The organism is Streptomyces sp. NPDC093097, from assembly GCF_044754325.1.
GTDB lineage: Bacteria > Actinomycetota > Actinomycetes > Streptomycetales > Streptomycetaceae > Streptomyces.
Genome location: NZ_JBIVOW010000004.1, coordinates 128,213 through 143,756, shown reverse-complemented (window position 1 = coordinate 143,756; position 15,544 = coordinate 128,213). Strand labels below are relative to the sequence as shown.

The window sequence follows — 15,544 nt, the reverse complement described above, 5'->3', positions numbered from 1 at the left end:
TTGTCCACAGTTTTGGGTCAAGATCCACAAAGATTTCCCGATCGCTGCACCGTGAAAGTCCGCGAAGTTCGCGGAAGCGCGAGTTGCGTAGCGATAGGGGGACGGAACGTGTCCGGATCATCTACTTCCGACCAGCCGGTGCGAAGCGGTGAAGAGCGGGACGGGCTGCTGCTGATCACCGAGGACGAAGAGCTCCTCGACGACCTTCTGCGGCTGTGTGCGGCGGCCGGCGCGCTGCCCGAAGTGGCACCCCGCCCGCCCCTTTCCACGGCGGAGTGGGAATCGGCACCGCTGGTGGTCGTCGGCGCGGACTGCGCCGCCCGGCTGTCCGGCACCGGGCGCCGGCCCGGCGTCGTCATCGCCGGCCGGGACGCGGACGACGTCACGGTGCTGCGCCAGGCGGTGGCGATCGGGGCGGAGCGGGTGGTGGCCCTCCCCGACGGCGAGCGCTGGCTGGTGGACCGGATCGCCGACGCGGTCGAGGGGGCGGGCGCGTCGGCCCTGACAGTCGGGGTGATCGGCGGGCGGGGCGGCGCGGGGGCGAGCACCCTCGCGGCCGCGCTGGCCGTCACCGCCGCCCGCGCCGGGGAGCGCACCCTGCTCGTGGACGGCGACCCCTTGGGCGGCGGGCTCGACGTCCTGTTGGGCGGTGAGCAGGAGAAGGGGCTGCGCTGGCCCGCCTTCGCCGAGTCGCGCGGCCGGGTGGCGGGCGGCGCGCTCGCCGAGTCGCTGCCCCAGCTGCACTCCTTACGCGTCCTGAGCTGGGACCGGGGCGCGGAGGTGGCCATTGGGCCGCCGGCGATGCGGGCGGTGCTGGCCGCGGCCAGGCGGCGCGGCGGTGTGGTGGTCGTCGACCTGCCGCGCCGGGTCGACGGGACGGTCGCCGAAGCGCTGGCCCAGGTGGATGTCGGGCTGCTGCTCGTTCCGGCGGAGCTGCGTGCGGTGGCGGCGGCGCGACGGGTGGCCGATGCGGTGCGGGCGGTGCTCCGTGACGTCCGGGTGGTGGCCTGCGGGCAGTCCGGGCCGGGGTACGGCGGCGGGCCGACCGCGGAGGAGATCGCGCGCCTCGTGGGGCTGCCGCTGGCGGGTGAGCTGCCGTGGGACGCGGGGCTGCCGGAGGACCTTGCACGGGGGGCGGTGCCCGGAGCGCGGGGGCCGCTGGCGCGGTTCTGCGCCGGGTTCTGGGAGCGGGCGCGGGGCGGCGGGGCCGGTATGGCGGCCGCTGGGGGTGCCGGTCGCGGAGGAGAGCGGGAGTTCGGGGGTGCGGCGGAATGAGGCAGCGGAACGCCGGGGCGCTGTGGTGCCGGGGCCGGGCGGTCGGAGTGGGGAGCGAGGCGGCCACGGGGCGGCGCGGTCCCCGGTTCGGGGACTGGTGGCGGGACGGGCTGCGGTGCGGGGCAGGGTGGTGGTCCCGTAGGAGCCGGGGCGCCGTCGGTTCCTACGGGGGCGCGTGGGGCGGGGCGGCTGTCCTGGGCGGTGGTGCGGGATGAGCCGGGAGCTGTTGGACGGGGTGCGCCGGCGGCTCGCCGAGGCCGGGGCGGAGCCGACGCCGGCCCGTGTGGCGGTGGCGCTGCGCGAGGAGGGGAGGCTCCTCGGGGACGCCGAAGTGCTGGGTGTGGTGGGCGCGTTGCGCTCGGAGATGGTGGGCAGCGGGCCGCTGGAGCCGCTGCTGGCCGCGCCCGACGTGACGGACGTCCTGGTGACCGCGCCGGACGCGGTGTGGGTGGACCGCGGCGGTGGACTGGAGCGCACGGACGTCCGCTTCCGGGGCGAGGCCGAAGTGCGCAGACTGGCGCAGCGGCTGGCGGCGGTCGCCGGACGGCGGCTGGACGACGCCCGGCCGTGGGCGGACGCCCGGCTCCCCGACGGCACCCGGCTGCATGCCGTGCTGCCCCCGGTGGCGGTCGGCGGGACGTGCCTGTCCCTACGGGTGCTGCGCCCCCGGGCCTTCGCGCTCGCGGAGCTGGTGGCCGCCGGGACGGTTCCGCCGGGGGGTGACCGGCTGCTCCGGGCGCTGTTGGAGGCCCGGCTGTCGTTCCTGGTCAGCGGTGGTACGGGCTCCGGCAAGACCACGTTGCTCAGCACGCTGCTCGGGCTGGTCGGCCCGGCTGAGCGGATCGTGCTGGCGGAGGACTCGGCGGAGCTGCGGCCCGACCACCCCCATGTGGTGCGGCTGGAGGCCCGGCCCGCGAACCAGGAGGGCGCCGGCCGGGTGACCCTGCGGGACCTCGTGCGGCAGGCGCTGCGGATGAGGCCGGACCGGCTGGTGGTCGGCGAGGTCCGTGGCGCCGAGGTCACGGATCTGCTGGCGGCGCTCAACACGGGCCATGAAGGGGGCTGCGGCACCGTCCACGCCAATGCAGCGTGCGATGTGCCGGTCCGTCTGGAGGCGCTCGGCTGCACCGCCGGACTGGACCGGGCGGCCCTGCACAGCCAGTTGGCGGCCGCGCTGTCCGTCGTGCTGCACCTCGTCCGCGACCGGGCGGGGCGGCGGCGGATCGCCGAGATCCACGTCCTGGAGCGGGACCGCGACGGCTTCGTGGTGACGGTGCCGGCGGCGGTGTGGGGCCCGGACGGGTTCCGCGAGGCGCGCGGTTGGGGGCGGCTGACCCGGCTGTGCGAGAGGGGCGGCGAGGCGTGCTGAGGGAGGGGGCCGGGCCGGTGGTGGTGCCGGTCGCGGCGGGTTGCGCGGTGGTGCTGGCGCGGCGGCTGCGGCGCGGCCGCGCCCTGCGGCGACGGATGGCTGCGGTCCTGGGAGATGCCGGGGCGGCGGGCGCCGGGGGCGGACAGCCGGGACGCGGTGCGGCGCTGCGGGAGTGGTGCGCCGGGCGGGTGGCCGGCGGGGCCGGGGGCCGGCGGTGGCGGCTCGGGCGCCGGGGCGAGGTCGGGGCGGAGGTCTGGTGCCTGCCGGCCGGGGTCGCGCTGGGGGTGCTGGGGCGGTCGGTGCTGCCCGTCGTGGCCTCGGTGGCGGCTCTGGTCGTCGTACGGCGGTGGCTGGCCCGGCGGGCGCGGCGGCGGGCGGCGGACGAGCGAGCGGCCGCGGTGATCCGGTTCTGCGGGGCGGTGGCGGGGGAGCTGCGGGCCGGCCGGCAGCCGGACCGGGCCCTGGTCGCGGCCGGGGCGGCGGGACTGGGCGGGGCGGGTCCCGCGGTGCTCGCGGCCGCGCGGTACGGCGGGGACGTCCCCGGGGCGCTGCGGGTGGCGGCGCGGCAGCCCGGTGCCGAGGGGCTGATCGGGGCGGCGGCGTGCTGGCAGGTGGCGGTGGAGGGCGGGGCGGGGCTGGCCCGCGGACTGGAGCGGATCGCGGCCGGCCTGGCCGCGCAACGGGACCAACGGGAGGAGTTGCAGGCCCAGTTGGCGGGGCCGCGGGCCACCGCCCTGATGCTCGCGCTGCTCCCGGCGGGCGGGCTCCTGATGGGCGCTGCGCTCGGCGCCGACCCCCTCGGGGTGCTGCTGCACACCCCGGCCGGGTGGGGCTGCCTGCTCGTCGGCGGGCTTCTGGAGTGGGGCGGAGTGGCCTGGGCGGGACGGATCGTCGCCGATGCGTCGGCGATGCGGACGTGAAGGGGAGGTGGGCGTGATGGGGTCGGAAGTTGTCCACAGGGTGGGGACAGTGGCGCTGGTCGCGGCGGTCCTGCTGTGTGCGGGGGCGCTGGTGCGGGTGATGCGTGCGGAGAGCGCCGTACGGCGGCGGGTGGCGATCGTGCTGGAGGGGGCGGGAGAGGGCCTGGAAGGCGGCGAGGGCGGCTCGCGCGCACGGGTGTGGTGGGGCAGCGCCAGCGGCCCGTGGGGGAAGCGGGGAACGGCTCGGGAGGGCGGTCGGCCGGAGAGCCGGCTGGGGAAGTGGGCCGGCCCCGTGGGGGCGGGCGGATGCCTGGCTTTCCTCCTTGGCGGTGCGACCGGTGTCCTGGCGGGGATCGCCGTCGGTTGGGGCACCCACCGCTGGCTGCGGTGGCAGCGGGCCACGGCGGTCGAACGGGCCGTCGCCGGGCGGGTGGCCGCCGAACTGGCCCCGGCCGGTGATCTGTTGGCGGCCTGCCTGGCGGCCGGCGCCGGGCCCCGGGAGGCGGTCGAGGCGGTGGGCCGGTCGCTGGACGGGACGGTCGCCGAGCGGCTGCGCCACATCGCGGCCGAGCTGCGCCTGGGCGGTGAACCCGCCGCCGTATGGCCGCGGTTGGCGGAACTCCCCGGTGCCGAGGAGCTGGCGCGCTGCATGGAGCGCGCGGGGATATCGGGGGCTCCGGCCGTGGAGCCGGCCCTTCGGGTCGCGGCCGAACTGCGCGCCGAGTGGGGGCGGGCCGCGACCGCGCGGGCCCGGCGGGCGGGGGTGCTGGTCACCCTCCCGCTGTCGGGGTGCTTCCTGCCGGCCTTCCTCGTCCTCGGAGTGGCGCCGGTGTTGGTCGGGCTGGCGGGAGGGCTGCTGGAGGGGTGAGGGGATGCGTGAGGGGGAGGTGCGGTGGTCCGGCGGGGCGTGCGCGCGAGACAGGGCGAGGGGCGGGGGCCGGCTATGGCGCCCGGGCGTCCCAGGCAGTCCCTGTCCTCGGGGTGGCGCCGGTGCGATCGGGCTGGCGGGAGGGCTGCTGAGGGGGTGACGGGATGAGGTGACGCGGCGGTGCGCGGACCGGTGGGAACGGGGCGCGCACGGGCGAGGCAGGACGAGGCCGGGGTCCGGCTGTGGCGTTCGGGCTTCTCAGGCCGTGCAGGTGCACGGGTGCACAAGCGAGTTCGTTCAGGAGATTCCAAGGAGGCAGGGCATGTTCCGTCGATGGTGGTCGCGGGTGCGCGCGGCCGGGGTGGACCGGGGGATGAGCACCGCGGAGTACGCGGTGGGGACGCTGGCGGCGTGTGCGTTCGCGGCGGTGCTCTACAAGCTCGTGACGAGCGGACCGGTGGCCGCGGCGCTGCGGTCCCTGCTCCAGAGGGCGCTCGATGCGCCGTTCTGAGGGCCGCGGGCGGGGCCGTGCCGCGCGTGCCGGTGCGGACCCGCCCCGTGGGCCCGGGGCGCGGGACGCCGGATTCGTCACGGCGGAGGCGGCGGTGGTGCTGCCGGTGCTGGTGGCGGTCGCGGCGGCGCTGATCTGGGGGTTGCTGGCCGCCTGCGCCCGGATCGCCTGCGTGGACGCCGCGCGGGCCGGGGCGCGGGCGGCGGCACGGCAGGAGCCGCCGGCACAGGTGCTCGCCGCGGCCCGGGCGGCGGCTCCCCGGGGCGCGCGGATCGCGGTGGCGCGGGAGGGCGACCTGGTGCGCGTACGGGTCGAGGCCGGGCTGCCGGGAGTCGCGCGGCTGCCGGTACGGGTCCAGGGAGAGGCGGTGGCCCTTGCGGAGGAAACGGTGCGCTGACGAGGGTTCCGCCACGGTGTGGACGGTCTGCGTGGCGGCGGCGCTGTGTGCGGCCTTCGCCGCGTTGATGGCCGTCGGGCAGGCGGTCACCGCCCGGCACCGGGCGGGCGCCGCGGCCGACCTGGCTGCGCTGGCCGCCGCCGACCAGGCGCTCCGCGGCCCGGCGGCGGCCTGCGCCACGGCACGCCGGGTGGCCGCCGGACAGCACGCCCGCCTGGTGCGCTGCGCGGTGGACGCACGGATCGCCGATGTCACGGCCGAGGCGGGTGGCGGCCCGTTCGCCTCGCGGGTCCGCGCACGGGCGGGGCCGGCCACGGGTCTGCCGGCTGCCGGGGCGGGAGCGGGCGCCGGGCTCGTACCGGCGGGCTGGAGCGGACCGGCGTCGCGATCACGGACGCCGGCCCGAGGGCCTGCCCTCGGGCCGGCGTGGGGGCGGATGGGCGCGCGGCCGGAGCGCGCCGGGCCGCCTGGTGCGCGCGGCCGCTCCGGCCGTCCTCGGGCGGTGGCGATTGGGGGAGTGACTCCGGGCGCGGTACGTCCTCCTGGGTGTCCTGAGCCCGTGCCCGTGGGGAGCCGCCGCGCGGGCGCCGGTCCCGCCCTCCGGTGCCGTACGCCCTCTCGGCCTCGTACGCCGCCTCGTACGCCGGCCGCCGACGAGCCACGGCGCCCGTGCGCGGCAGCCGAGCTGCGCCGCACCTGGAGCCGCGTGCCTGCCCTCCTGGCGACGACGCGGCGGTGCGGCCCGGGGGCGGGCCATACCCGTGAAGTCCCGCCCGCCGTGCGGCCGCTGGGGGCCACGCTCGCCGCACGGGGCGATGGCGCCGGCACGTCCAGCACGGGGCCGTTGCCGGGCGGGCCGAGAGCGGGTGGCCGGGGGCGCCCGTGGCGGGCGTCAGCCGGGAGAATCGGCCGGGGCCCCGCGCAGCAGTTCCGTCAGCAGACGGATGGCGCCCCGTTTGTGGAGCGGATCGTTGCCGTTGCCGCACTTGGGGGACTGGATGCAGGACGGGCAGCCGGCCTCGCACTCGCAGGCGGCGATGGCGCTGCGGGTGGCGGCGAGCCAGTCGGCGGCGGTGTGGAAGGCGCGTTCGGCGAAGCCCGCGCCGCCGGGGTGGCCGTCGTAGACGAAGACCGTCGGCAGCAGGGTGTCCGGGTGCAGGGGGACGGAGACGCCGCCGATGTCCCAGCGGTCGCAGGTGGCGAAGAGCGGCAGCATCCCGATGGAGGCGTGCTCGGCGGCGTGCAGGGCGCCGCCCAGCTGCTGCGGGCCCACCCGGGCGGCGTCGAGCTGGTCCTCGGTGACCGTCCACCACACCGCGCGGGTGCGCAGCGTACGGGGCGGCAGGTCGAGCTTGGTCTCGCCGAGGACTGCCCCGGTGATCAGTTTGCGGCGCAGGAAGGAGACGACCTGGTTGGTGACCTCCACGGAGCCGAAGCACAGCCGGGCGTCGCCCCAGGGGACCTCGGAGTCGGTCTCCAGGACGGAGATCGCGGTGGTGTCGCGGGCGGTCGTGGAATACGGCGGATTGGCCTCCTCCACGAGGGCGACGTGGTCCGCCAGGTCCAGGTGTCGGACCAGATAGCTGCGGCCCTGGTGGAGGTGGACCGCCCCGTCGTGCACGGTGCTGTGCGCCGCCGCGGCGTCCACGGTGCCCAGCAGCCGCCCGGTACCGGCCTCCACGACCTGGACGGGCGAGCCGCCCTGGCCGCGGATGTCGGTGAGGTCGGCGGCCCGCTCGCGGCGCGTCCAGTACCAGGCGGTGGCGCGCCGCCGCAGCAGGTTCGCCGCCTCCAGCTGGGGCAGCAGCCCGGCCGCCTCCGGGCCGAAGAGTGGGAAGTCGGCCTCGGTGAGCGGCAGTTCGGCGGCGGCCGCGCAGAGGTGCGGGGCGAGCACGTAGGGGTTGTCCGGGTCGAGCACGGTCGACTCGACGGGACGGTCGAACAGCGCCTCGGGGTGGTGGACGAGATAGGTGTCCAGCGGGTCGTCACGGGCCACCAGGACGGCCAGCGCGCCCTGCCCGGCGCGCCCGGCGCGGCCGGCCTGCTGCCACAGGGAGGCCCGGGTGCCGGGATAGCCCGCGATGACCACGGCGTCCAGGCCGGAGACGTCCACGCCCAGTTCCAGCGCGGTGGTGGCGGCAAGGCCGAGCAGTTCACCGCTGTGCAGGGCGCGTTCGAGGGCCCGGCGCTCCTCGGGCAGATAGCCGCCCCGGTACGCGGCGACCCGCGCGGGCAGCGAGCGGTCCACCTCCGCGAGCCGCTCCTGCGCGATCAGGGCGATCAGTTCGGCGCCGCGCCGGGAGCGGACGAAGGCGACCGTCCGCACGCCCTGGACGGCGAGGTCGGTGAGCAGGTCGGCGGTCTCCGCGGTCGCGGTGCGGCGGACCGGGGCGCCCTGTTCGCCGTGGAGTTCGGTGAGCGGCGGCTCCCACAGGGCGAACACCAACTCGCCGCGCGGCGAGGTGTCCTGAGTGATCTCCGCCACGGGCAGGCCGGTCAGCCGGGACGCCGCCTGCGCCGGTTCCGCGGCGGTGGCGGAGGCCAGCAGGAAGACCGGCTCGGAGCCGTAGCGGGCGCACACCCGGCGCAACCGCCGGATGACCTGGGCGACATGGGAGCCGAAGACGCCGCGGTAGGTGTGGCATTCGTCGATGACGACGTAGCGCAGGGCGCGCAGGAAGGAGGACCACCGGGGGTGGGCCGGGAGGATGCCGCGGTGCAGCATGTCCGGGTTGGTCAGGACGTAGTTGGCGTACTGGCGGACCCACTCGCGCTCCTCGACCGGGGTGTCGCCGTCGTAGACCGCGGACCGGATCGCCGTGCCGAGCGGGGCGGACAGTTCGCGCACCGCTCGCCGCTGGTCGGCCGCCAGGGCCTTGGTGGGGGCCAGGTACAGGGCCGTGGTCCCCCGCCCGTTGGGCGCCTGCGCCCCGTCCAGCAGGGTGGAGAGGACCGGGGCGAGATACGCCAGGGATTTGCCCGAGGCGGTGCCGGTGGCGACCACGACCGATTCGCCGCGCAGCGCGTGTTCGGACGTCTTTGCCTGGTGGGCCCAGGGGCGATCGATTCCGGCCGAACGGATGGCGTCGATCACTTCCGGACGGATCCGTGCCGGCCAGTCGGCATGGGTGCCGATGCGCGGGGGCAAGTGCTCCGTATGAGTGATGCGCGCAGCGCGGGTCGCGCCCCGGGCGAGGCGGTCGAGAATCATGCCTGGGGACGTGCGCGCGTCATGATCCGGCGGGAGTCGATTGGAGGCCATCGGCGCCGAGTGTGTCACCGGTGTGACGGACAATGCTCACAAGGCGTCGTGCACGCCTGCTGGTAAGTGATTGAATGCCATGGCGGCTGCCGATCCGCCCCTACCTCGGTGGGGAGGCCCCAGGGGGGCGACCGCTCGATAGCAAGGTGCTGGAGGATCCGTGGACCTGTCCCTGTCGACCCGGACCGTTGGCGACCGTACGGTCGTCGAGGTCGGTGGCGAGATTGATGTATACACCGCGCCCAAGCTGCGCGAGCAGCTGGTCGAGCTTGTGAACGACGGAAGCTACCACCTCGTGGTGGACATGGAACGTGTCGACTTCCTGGACTCCACAGGGCTCGGCGTCCTGGTCGGCGGGCTCAAGCGGGTGCGTGCCCACGAGGGCTCGCTGCGCCTGGTCTGCAACCAGGAGCGCATTCTCAAGATCTTCCGAATCACCGGTCTGACCAAGGTGTTCCCGATCCACACCTCGGTCGACGACGCCGTCGCAGCAACCGACTGACGGTTCACCGGTCCCCCGCGCCCCGGGGCGCGGGGGGTGGAAGGAGTGGGGGGTACCGGGCGTACTCGTCCGGCCCCCTGCAATGCACGTCCGCATGATGAGGGGGATGGCATGGCCACCGTCGAACTTCGCTTCAGCGCCCTTCCCGAGCACGTCCGGACCGCGCGTCTGGTCGCGGCTGCCGTGGCACGGCGTGCGGGGGTGGACGAGGCCGTGCTGGACGAGGTGCGCCTCGCCGTGGGCGAGGCGTGCAGCCGCGCCGTCGGGCTGCACGAGAGCCACGGCATTTCGGCACCGGTGCGGGTGGTGCTGGTCGAGGACGAGAAGACGTTCTCGATCGAGGTGGGCGACGAGGTCCCCGGCTCCGGTGGGACCGCCGCCGGCGGTGCCGAGACCGAGGGCGGCGGGGAGACCGACGCCGAGGGCGAGGACGAGATGGGCCTCGCGGTCATCAGCGGGCTGGTCGACGACGTCGAGGTGACCTCCGGCGAGGAGGGCGGGCGGATCCGCATGAGCTGGCCCGCGCACCCGACGCCGGTGCTGCCGTAGCTCGCGGCCGTCGGGGAGAGAGCGGGCGGTGGCCGGTCGGGCCACGTCCGTAGCCGTGGGATGCGTGTAGCTCCTGAGGCTCGTGGTTCTGGAGTTCCTGGCGCGGGAATCGCGGCAGTTGGCGGGGCGCCGCGCGTCGTGGGGATGCCCTGCGGACGGCACTTCGTCGCGTGGGCGGCTTCGTCGGCTTCTTCGCCGTGCGGAGGGACTGCGTCCTGTGGGCCGGCGTCCTGTGGTCCGGCGTTGAGGCCGGTGTCCGGCGTTCTGTGTCTGCGCGTTGCCGCGGGCGCGGGATTGTGTGTCCCCATGTGACAGCTCATCCGCGGTCTTGTGTGTCCCCAAGTGACAGCTCATCTGCGGTCTTGTGTGTTCCGGACTGCTTCTGCGTGAACTTGCCTCCTTCTGCGTTGAGTTGGGTTGGCGAGTGATCCGCTCCTGTGGGGCGCGGTGGGGGAGTGCGTTCGCGTCCGGGCGTCGCTGATGTCCGGGCTTCTGGCGGCCCTGGCGCCCCTTTGGTCCTGGCTCGGCCGGGCTCCCCGCGTCAGGTCCTGGCTCGGCCGGGCGCCCTGTTCGCTCCCTGGCTTGGTCTGGATACGCCGCTCCGGCGTGGCCGGTGCGATACGGCGCGGGCGATGCGATCCGGACGTGATCTGACGGGGTGTCACCAGGTTTACGGGGGCGTGGAATGGGGTGTGCGGCGGCTTGTGGAGGGGCGGTCGGCGGCTCAATTCTCTCCGGTTTCCAGGCGGTCACAGGTGGATCGGGGCGCGGCGCGGGGTCCTTGAGCAGCGGGGATCAGTAGGGAATGGCGATCATCGGTGGAGGGTCAGCGAATTCGCCGCTTTCCTTCGTCCGGGCGAATTTCTTGAACCCTCGGCCTTTTGATCTTCGCGTGGAGCAGGCGAATTCCCTTTGCGGCGCCCTGTTTTGATCAACCGTGGCTCCCTACAATCCGTCCACATCTTGCTCAGGACGCCTGAGCGTGCTTTCGCGCGCCCATGTGCCATAACGTCAAGGAGGACGAATGGCGGGGCCTTCCACCCCTCAGTTGTTGGACACCCCCACCGTGCTGGCCGGACCGTCACTCACCGCGGGCAACCGCGGGATCGTGCTGGTGATCGCCGTCGTCGCCCTGGCCGCCCTGGCGGTCGCGGCGGTGCTGGTCCGCCAAGTGCTCGCGGCCGGTGAGGGCACCGACAGTATGAAGAAGATCGCGGCGGCGGTGCAGGAAGGCGCAAATGCCTACCTGGCACGGCAGTTGCGGACCCTCGGCGTATTCGCCGTGGTCGTGTTCTTCCTGCTCATGTTGCTCCCCGCGGACAATTGGACGCAGCGCGCAGGGCGCAGCGCCTTCTTCTTGATCGGCGCGGCATTCTCGGCGGCCACCGGCTATATCGGCATGTGGCTCGCGGTGCGGAGCAATGTGCGTGTGGCGGCAGCGGCCCGAGAGGCGACTCAGGGTGAAGACGCGACAGCGCAAAAGGATCTTACGGCGGTCGCGCACAAAGCCATGAAGATTGCTTTCCGCACCGGTGGCGTCGTCGGCATGTTCACCGTGGGACTCGGCCTGTTGGGCGCGTCCTGCGTGGTGCTCGTGTACGCGGTGGACGCGCCCAAGGTGCTGGAGGGCTTCGGTCTCGGCGCCGCGCTGATCGCGATGTTCATGCGGGTCGGCGGCGGCATCTTCACCAAGGCCGCGGACGTCGGCGCCGACCTCGTCGGCAAGGTCGAGCAGGGCATCCCGGAGGACGACCCGCGCAACGCCGCCACCATCGCGGACAACGTCGGCGACAACGTGGGCGACTGCGCCGGTATGGCGGCCGACCTCTTCGAGTCGTACGCGGTGACGCTGGTCGCCGCGCTCATCCTGGGCACCGCGGCCTTCGGCGACGCCGGGCTGGCCTTCCCGCTGCTGGTGCCCGCGATCGGCGTGCTCACCGCGATGGTCGGCATCTTCGTCGTGGCGCCCCGGCGCCGGGACCGCAGCGGGATGACCGCGATCAACCGCGGCTTCTTCGTCTCCGCGGGCATCTCGCTGGTCCTGGTGGCCGTCGCGGTCTTCACCTACCTGCCGTCCAGCTACAAGGACCTCAGCGGCGTCAGCGACCCGGAGATCCTGGGCCGCAGCGGCGACCCGCGGATGCTGGCACTGGTCGCGGTCGCCGTCGGCATCGTGCTGGCCGCGCTGATCCAGCAGTTGACCGGCTACTTCACCGAGACCAACCGGCGGCCCGTCCGGGACATCGGCAAGACCTCGCTGACCGGGCCGGCCACCGTCGTGCTCTCCGGCATCTCCATCGGCCTGGAGTCGGCGGTCTACTCGGCGGTGCTGATCGCTCTGGCGGTCTACGGGGCGTTCCTGCTGGGCGGCGCCTCGATCACGCTGGCGCTGTTCGCGGTGGCGCTGGCCGGCACCGGCCTGCTGACCACCGTCGGGGTCATCGTGGCGATGGACACCTTCGGGCCGGTCTCCGACAACGCGCAGGGCATCGCCGAGATGTCCGGTGACGTCACCGGGGACGGCGCGAAGGTGCTGACCGACCTGGACGCGGTGGGCAACACCACCAAGGCCATCACCAAGGGCATCGCCATCGCGACCGCGGTGCTCGCGGCGTCCGCGCTGTTCGGCTCGTACCGGGACGCGATCGGCAAGGCCGTACGGGAGATCGGCCGGGAGGCCGGCGGGATGAGCCTGAGCCTGGACATCTCGCAGCCCAACAACCTGGTGGGGCTGATCCTGGGGGCGTCGGTCGTCTTCCTGTTCTCGGGGCTGGCGATCAACGCGGTGTCGCGGTCGGCGGGATCGGTGGTCTTCGAGGTGCGCCGGCAGTTCCGCGAGAAGCCGGGGATCATGGACTTCACCGAGAAGCCCGAGTACGGGCGGGTGGTCGACATCTGCACCAAGGACGCGCTGCGCGAACTGGCCACGCCCGGGCTGCTGGCGGTGCTCACGCCCATCGCGGTGGGCTTCGCGCTCGGCGTCGGCGCGCTCGGCTCGTTCCTGGCCGGGGCGATCGGCGCGGGCACGCTGATGGCGGTCTTCCTCGCCAACTCCGGTGGCGCGTGGGACAACGCCAAGAAGCTGGTCGAGGACGGCCACCACGGCGGCAAGGGCAGCGAGGCGCACGCCGCGACGGTCATCGGCGACACCGTCGGCGACCCGTTCAAGGACACCGCGGGCCCGGCGATCAATCCGCTGCTGAAGGTCATGAACCTGGTCGCGCTGCTCATCGCGCCGGCGGTGGTGAAGTTCTCGTACGGCCACGACAAGAGCCTCGCCGTGCGCATCGCGGCCGCCGTGCTGGCGCTGCTGGTCATCGTCTGCGCGGTCTACGTCTCCAAGCGGCGCGGGATCGCCGTGGGTGACGAAGGCAACAACTCCGAGGATTCCGAAAGCGTGGCCAAGTCGGCCGAGACCGCCGTGGCGTCCTGAAGGGAAGGGCCGCGCGAGCGGCCCGCTGACCGCTCAACGGGCGGGTGTACGGCGCTTTTTGTGCGCGCCGGACACCCGCCCGCGGCGTGCTCGGCCGCGTCCGCGGGCCTTGGTGCAAATGGCTGCAATGCGGGCCGGGGAGGATGGCCGACCCATAAGCCAGGCCGTTTGGACGTGTATGTTCCGGGGCCGAGAGCCATGGAAGGGACCAATCCGGTGAACAAGAAGCTTGTGGCTGCCCTGTCCGGCGGTGCCGCACTCCTGCTCGCACTGACCGGCTGCGGCAGCGACAACAGCGGTGAGAAGCTCAACAGCTGGGCGAAGTCGTTCTGCGACCCCGCGGAGGCGCCGTTCAAGCAGATCCAGGCCGCCAACGCCGCCATGCAGACGGCCGACAGCGGCAACACGGACTCCAAGAAGGTCCAGCAGACCGACTCGGCGGCCTTCCAGAAGATCTCCGACGCGTACGCCAAGCTGGCCACGTCCCTGGACAAGGCCGGGGCGCCGCCGACCGAGGGCGGCGAGGACGCGCAGAAGAACGCGGTCAAGGAGCTCAACTCCCTCTCCAAGGGGTACGCCGACCTCAAGAAGCAGGTGGACGGCCTGGACACCGGCGACAAGTTGAAGTTCGCCGACGGGCTGCGCAGCCTCTCCGACGGGATCAACAAGCTCAACGCCAAGAGCGAGCAGGCCTTCAAGAAGCTGGAGGCCGGTGACGTCGGCAAGGCGATGGCCCAGCAGAAGGGCTGCCAGAACCAGGGCTCGTCCAAGGGGCCGTCCGCGGCGCCGTCCAAGAGCGCCTAGGGCTTCTGAGACCGCCACGAAGGCCCGCGGCCACGGCCCGGCGACGCGCCCGAGACGGGCGGGGCGCCGGGCCGTCGCCGATTGTCGGTGGCAGGGCCGACAATGGTGGGGTGACGATGCACCTCCCCACCGCAGATGCCCAGGACCCCGAGAGCACCGCGCGCACCGGCCGGCTGCGCGAGGCGCTGCTGGCCGCCGCCTTCACCGCCGACGGCCTGCTGGAGCTGCTCGGCGCGCCCGCGTACGCCGCGCTGGCCCGCAGCGAGACCGTGCCCGCGCTGCGCGCGACCCGGGGGGAGAGCCCCCTGGAGACCCTGGTGCGGCTGTTCCTGCTGCAGCGTCCGGTGGGCCAGGCGCGGGCGGCCGCGGTGCTGCCGCTGGCGGACTGCCTGGCCGACGGCTGGCTGGTGCGGGACGGCGACGAGGTGCGCGCCACGGTGGACGTGCGGCCGTACGGCGGCCCCGAAGGACAGGACTGGTGGATCGTCTCCGACCTCGGCTGCGCGGTCGGCGGCGCCGGCGGCATCCAGGGCGCCGCGGGGGTGGACCGCTCCGAGCTGGTGCTCGGCGTCGGCGGGGCGTCCACGACCCTCGCCGGGATCACCACGCGCCGCCCGGTCGCCAGGGCGCTCGACCTCGGTACGGGCTCCGGCATCCAGGCGCTGCACGCCGCCCAGCACGCCACCCGCGTCACCGCCACCGACCTCAACCCCCGCGCGCTGCGGATCGCCGCGCTGACCCTGGCGCTCTCCGGCGCCGGTCCGGCCGATCTGCGCCAGGGATCGCTCTTCGAGCCGGTGGGCGAGGAGACCTACGACCTGATCGTCTCCAACCCGCCGTTCGTGATCTCACCGGGCGCGCGGCTCACCTACCGGGACGGCGGGATGGGCGGCGACGACCTGTGCCGCACCCTCGTCCAGCAGGCCGCCGCGCATCTCACCGACGGCGGCTACTGCCAACTGCTCGCCAACTGGCAGCACGTGGCGGGCGAGGAGTGGCAGGACCGGGTGCGCTCCTGGGTGCCGCGCGGCTGCGACGCCTGGATCGTGCAGCGCGAGGTGCAGGACATCACCCAGTACGCCGAGCTGTGGCTGCGCGACGGCGGCGACCACCGCGCCGGCCCGGAGGCGTACGCGGCGCGCTACGACGCCTGGCTGGACGAGTTCGAGGCGCGCAAGACCAAGGCCGTCGGCTTCGGCTGGATCACGCTGCGCAAGTCCGGCGCCGAGGACCCGTCCCTCACTGTCGAGGAATGGCCGCACCCGGTCGAACAGCCCCTGGGGGACGCGGTGCTGCGCCACTTCGACCGGCAGGACTACCTGCGCACCACCGACGACGCGGCGCTGCTGGCCGGGCGCTTCCGGCTGGTCGACGAGGTGGTGCAGGAGCAGGTCGGGCTGCCCGGCGCGGAGGATCCGGAGCATGTGGTGCTCCGTCAGAACCGCGCTATGCGCCGGGCCACGAAGGTGGACACGGTCGGCGCCGGGTTCGCGGGCGTCTGCGACGGATCGCTGCCCGCCGGGCGGATCCTGGACGCCATCGCCCAACTCGTCGGCGAGGACCCGGTGCTGCTGCGGGACCGCACACCGGCCTCGATCCGGATGCTGGTCGAGCAGGGCTTCCTGGAGCCGGTGGGCTGAGCCGGGGCGGCGCG

At 74.4% G+C, this 15,544-nt stretch carries 12 protein-coding genes and 1 pseudogene; 12 read left to right on the top strand and 1 reads right to left on the bottom strand.

Going from position 1 to position 15,544, the window contains the following annotated elements:
• Nucleotides 1-108 precede the first annotated feature (108 nt).
• The 7 genes and pseudogenes from ssd to ACIQE0_RS08345 form a co-directional block, all read left to right on the top strand.
• On the top strand, nucleotides 109-1,275 hold the full coding sequence (gene ssd / locus ACIQE0_RS08375; RefSeq protein ID WP_402329963.1) for a septum site-determining protein Ssd: 1,167 nt from the start codon (nucleotides 109-111) through the stop codon (nucleotides 1,273-1,275).
• 211 nt (nucleotides 1,276-1,486) lie between these two features.
• Complete coding sequence (locus ACIQE0_RS08370) at nucleotides 1,487-2,644, top strand: TadA family conjugal transfer-associated ATPase (protein ID WP_366331403.1); 1,158 nt, start codon at nucleotides 1,487-1,489, stop codon at nucleotides 2,642-2,644.
• A complete protein-coding gene (locus tag ACIQE0_RS08365) occupies nucleotides 2,641-3,564 on the top strand; it encodes a type II secretion system F family protein (RefSeq protein WP_402330303.1) in 924 nt (307 codons plus the stop codon). Before ACIQE0_RS08370 ends, ACIQE0_RS08365 begins: the two co-directional genes overlap by 4 nt.
• Nucleotides 3,565-3,580: 16 nt before the next feature.
• Nucleotides 3,581-4,432 (top strand): type II secretion system F family protein, encoded by an 852-nt coding sequence (locus tag ACIQE0_RS08360; protein ID WP_402329961.1) that lies wholly within the window; start codon nucleotides 3,581-3,583, stop codon nucleotides 4,430-4,432.
• A 322-nt stretch (nucleotides 4,433-4,754) separates the two neighbouring features.
• Complete coding sequence (locus ACIQE0_RS08355) at nucleotides 4,755-4,943, top strand: DUF4244 domain-containing protein (RefSeq protein WP_366331406.1); 189 nt, start codon at nucleotides 4,755-4,757, stop codon at nucleotides 4,941-4,943.
• On the top strand, nucleotides 4,930-5,340 hold the full coding sequence (locus ACIQE0_RS08350; RefSeq protein ID WP_402329959.1) for a TadE family type IV pilus minor pilin: 411 nt from the start codon (nucleotides 4,930-4,932) through the stop codon (nucleotides 5,338-5,340). The genes ACIQE0_RS08355 and ACIQE0_RS08350 overlap by 14 nt, the downstream gene beginning before the upstream one ends.
• 16 nt (nucleotides 5,341-5,356) lie before the next feature.
• Nucleotides 5,357-5,590, top strand: a pseudogene (locus tag ACIQE0_RS08345) (Rv3654c family TadE-like protein); the annotation flags it as partial.
• A 642-nt stretch (nucleotides 5,591-6,232) separates the two neighbouring features.
• Here the strand turns inward: ACIQE0_RS08345 and ACIQE0_RS08340 are convergent.
• A complete protein-coding gene (locus ACIQE0_RS08340; protein ID WP_402329958.1) occupies nucleotides 6,233-8,602 on the bottom strand; it encodes a DEAD/DEAH box helicase in 2,370 nt (789 codons plus the stop codon).
• Nucleotides 8,603-8,762: 160 nt separating this feature from the next.
• Here ACIQE0_RS08340 and bldG point away from each other — a divergent pair, with 160 nt between their 5' ends.
• From bldG to ACIQE0_RS08315, 5 genes are all read left to right on the top strand, one after another.
• Nucleotides 8,763-9,104, top strand: coding sequence for an anti-sigma factor antagonist BldG (gene bldG / locus ACIQE0_RS08335; RefSeq protein ID WP_150208987.1), 342 nt, complete (start codon nucleotides 8,763-8,765; stop codon nucleotides 9,102-9,104).
• 111 nt (nucleotides 9,105-9,215) lie between these two features.
• Nucleotides 9,216-9,653, top strand: a complete 438-nt coding sequence (locus ACIQE0_RS08330; protein ID WP_366331409.1) for an ATP-binding protein — start codon at nucleotides 9,216-9,218, stop codon at nucleotides 9,651-9,653.
• Between the two features lie 1,024 nt (nucleotides 9,654-10,677).
• Nucleotides 10,678-13,086, top strand: a complete 2,409-nt coding sequence (locus tag ACIQE0_RS08325) for a sodium-translocating pyrophosphatase (protein WP_402329957.1) — start codon at nucleotides 10,678-10,680, stop codon at nucleotides 13,084-13,086.
• A 216-nt stretch (nucleotides 13,087-13,302) separates the two neighbouring features.
• Nucleotides 13,303-13,890, top strand: coding sequence for a small secreted protein (locus tag ACIQE0_RS08320; RefSeq protein ID WP_366331411.1), 588 nt, complete (start codon nucleotides 13,303-13,305; stop codon nucleotides 13,888-13,890).
• 110 nt (nucleotides 13,891-14,000) lie between these two features.
• Nucleotides 14,001-15,530, top strand: coding sequence for a methyltransferase (locus ACIQE0_RS08315; protein WP_402329955.1), 1,530 nt, complete (start codon nucleotides 14,001-14,003; stop codon nucleotides 15,528-15,530).
• Nucleotides 15,531-15,544: the final 14 nt, after the last annotated feature.

Bases quoted from the DNA above. Each gene is read 5' to 3' on its own strand.
- ACIQE0_RS08370 (WP_366331403.1), top strand. From the start codon at position 1,487: ATGAGCCGGGAGCTGTTGGACGGGGTGCGCCGGCGGCTCGCCGAGGCC.
- ACIQE0_RS08360 (WP_402329961.1), top strand. From the start codon at position 3,581: ATGGGGTCGGAAGTTGTCCACAGGGTGGGGACAGTGGCGCTGGTCGCG.
- ACIQE0_RS08355 (WP_366331406.1), top strand. From the start codon at position 4,755: ATGTTCCGTCGATGGTGGTCGCGGGTGCGCGCGGCCGGGGTGGACCGG.
- ACIQE0_RS08350 (WP_402329959.1), top strand. From the start codon at position 4,930: ATGCGCCGTTCTGAGGGCCGCGGGCGGGGCCGTGCCGCGCGTGCCGGT.
- ACIQE0_RS08340 (WP_402329958.1), bottom strand. From the start codon at position 8,602: ATGGCCTCCAATCGACTCCCGCCGGATCATGACGCGCGCACGTCCCCA.
- ACIQE0_RS08330 (WP_366331409.1), top strand. From the start codon at position 9,216: ATGGCCACCGTCGAACTTCGCTTCAGCGCCCTTCCCGAGCACGTCCGG.
- ACIQE0_RS08325 (WP_402329957.1), top strand. From the start codon at position 10,678: ATGGCGGGGCCTTCCACCCCTCAGTTGTTGGACACCCCCACCGTGCTG.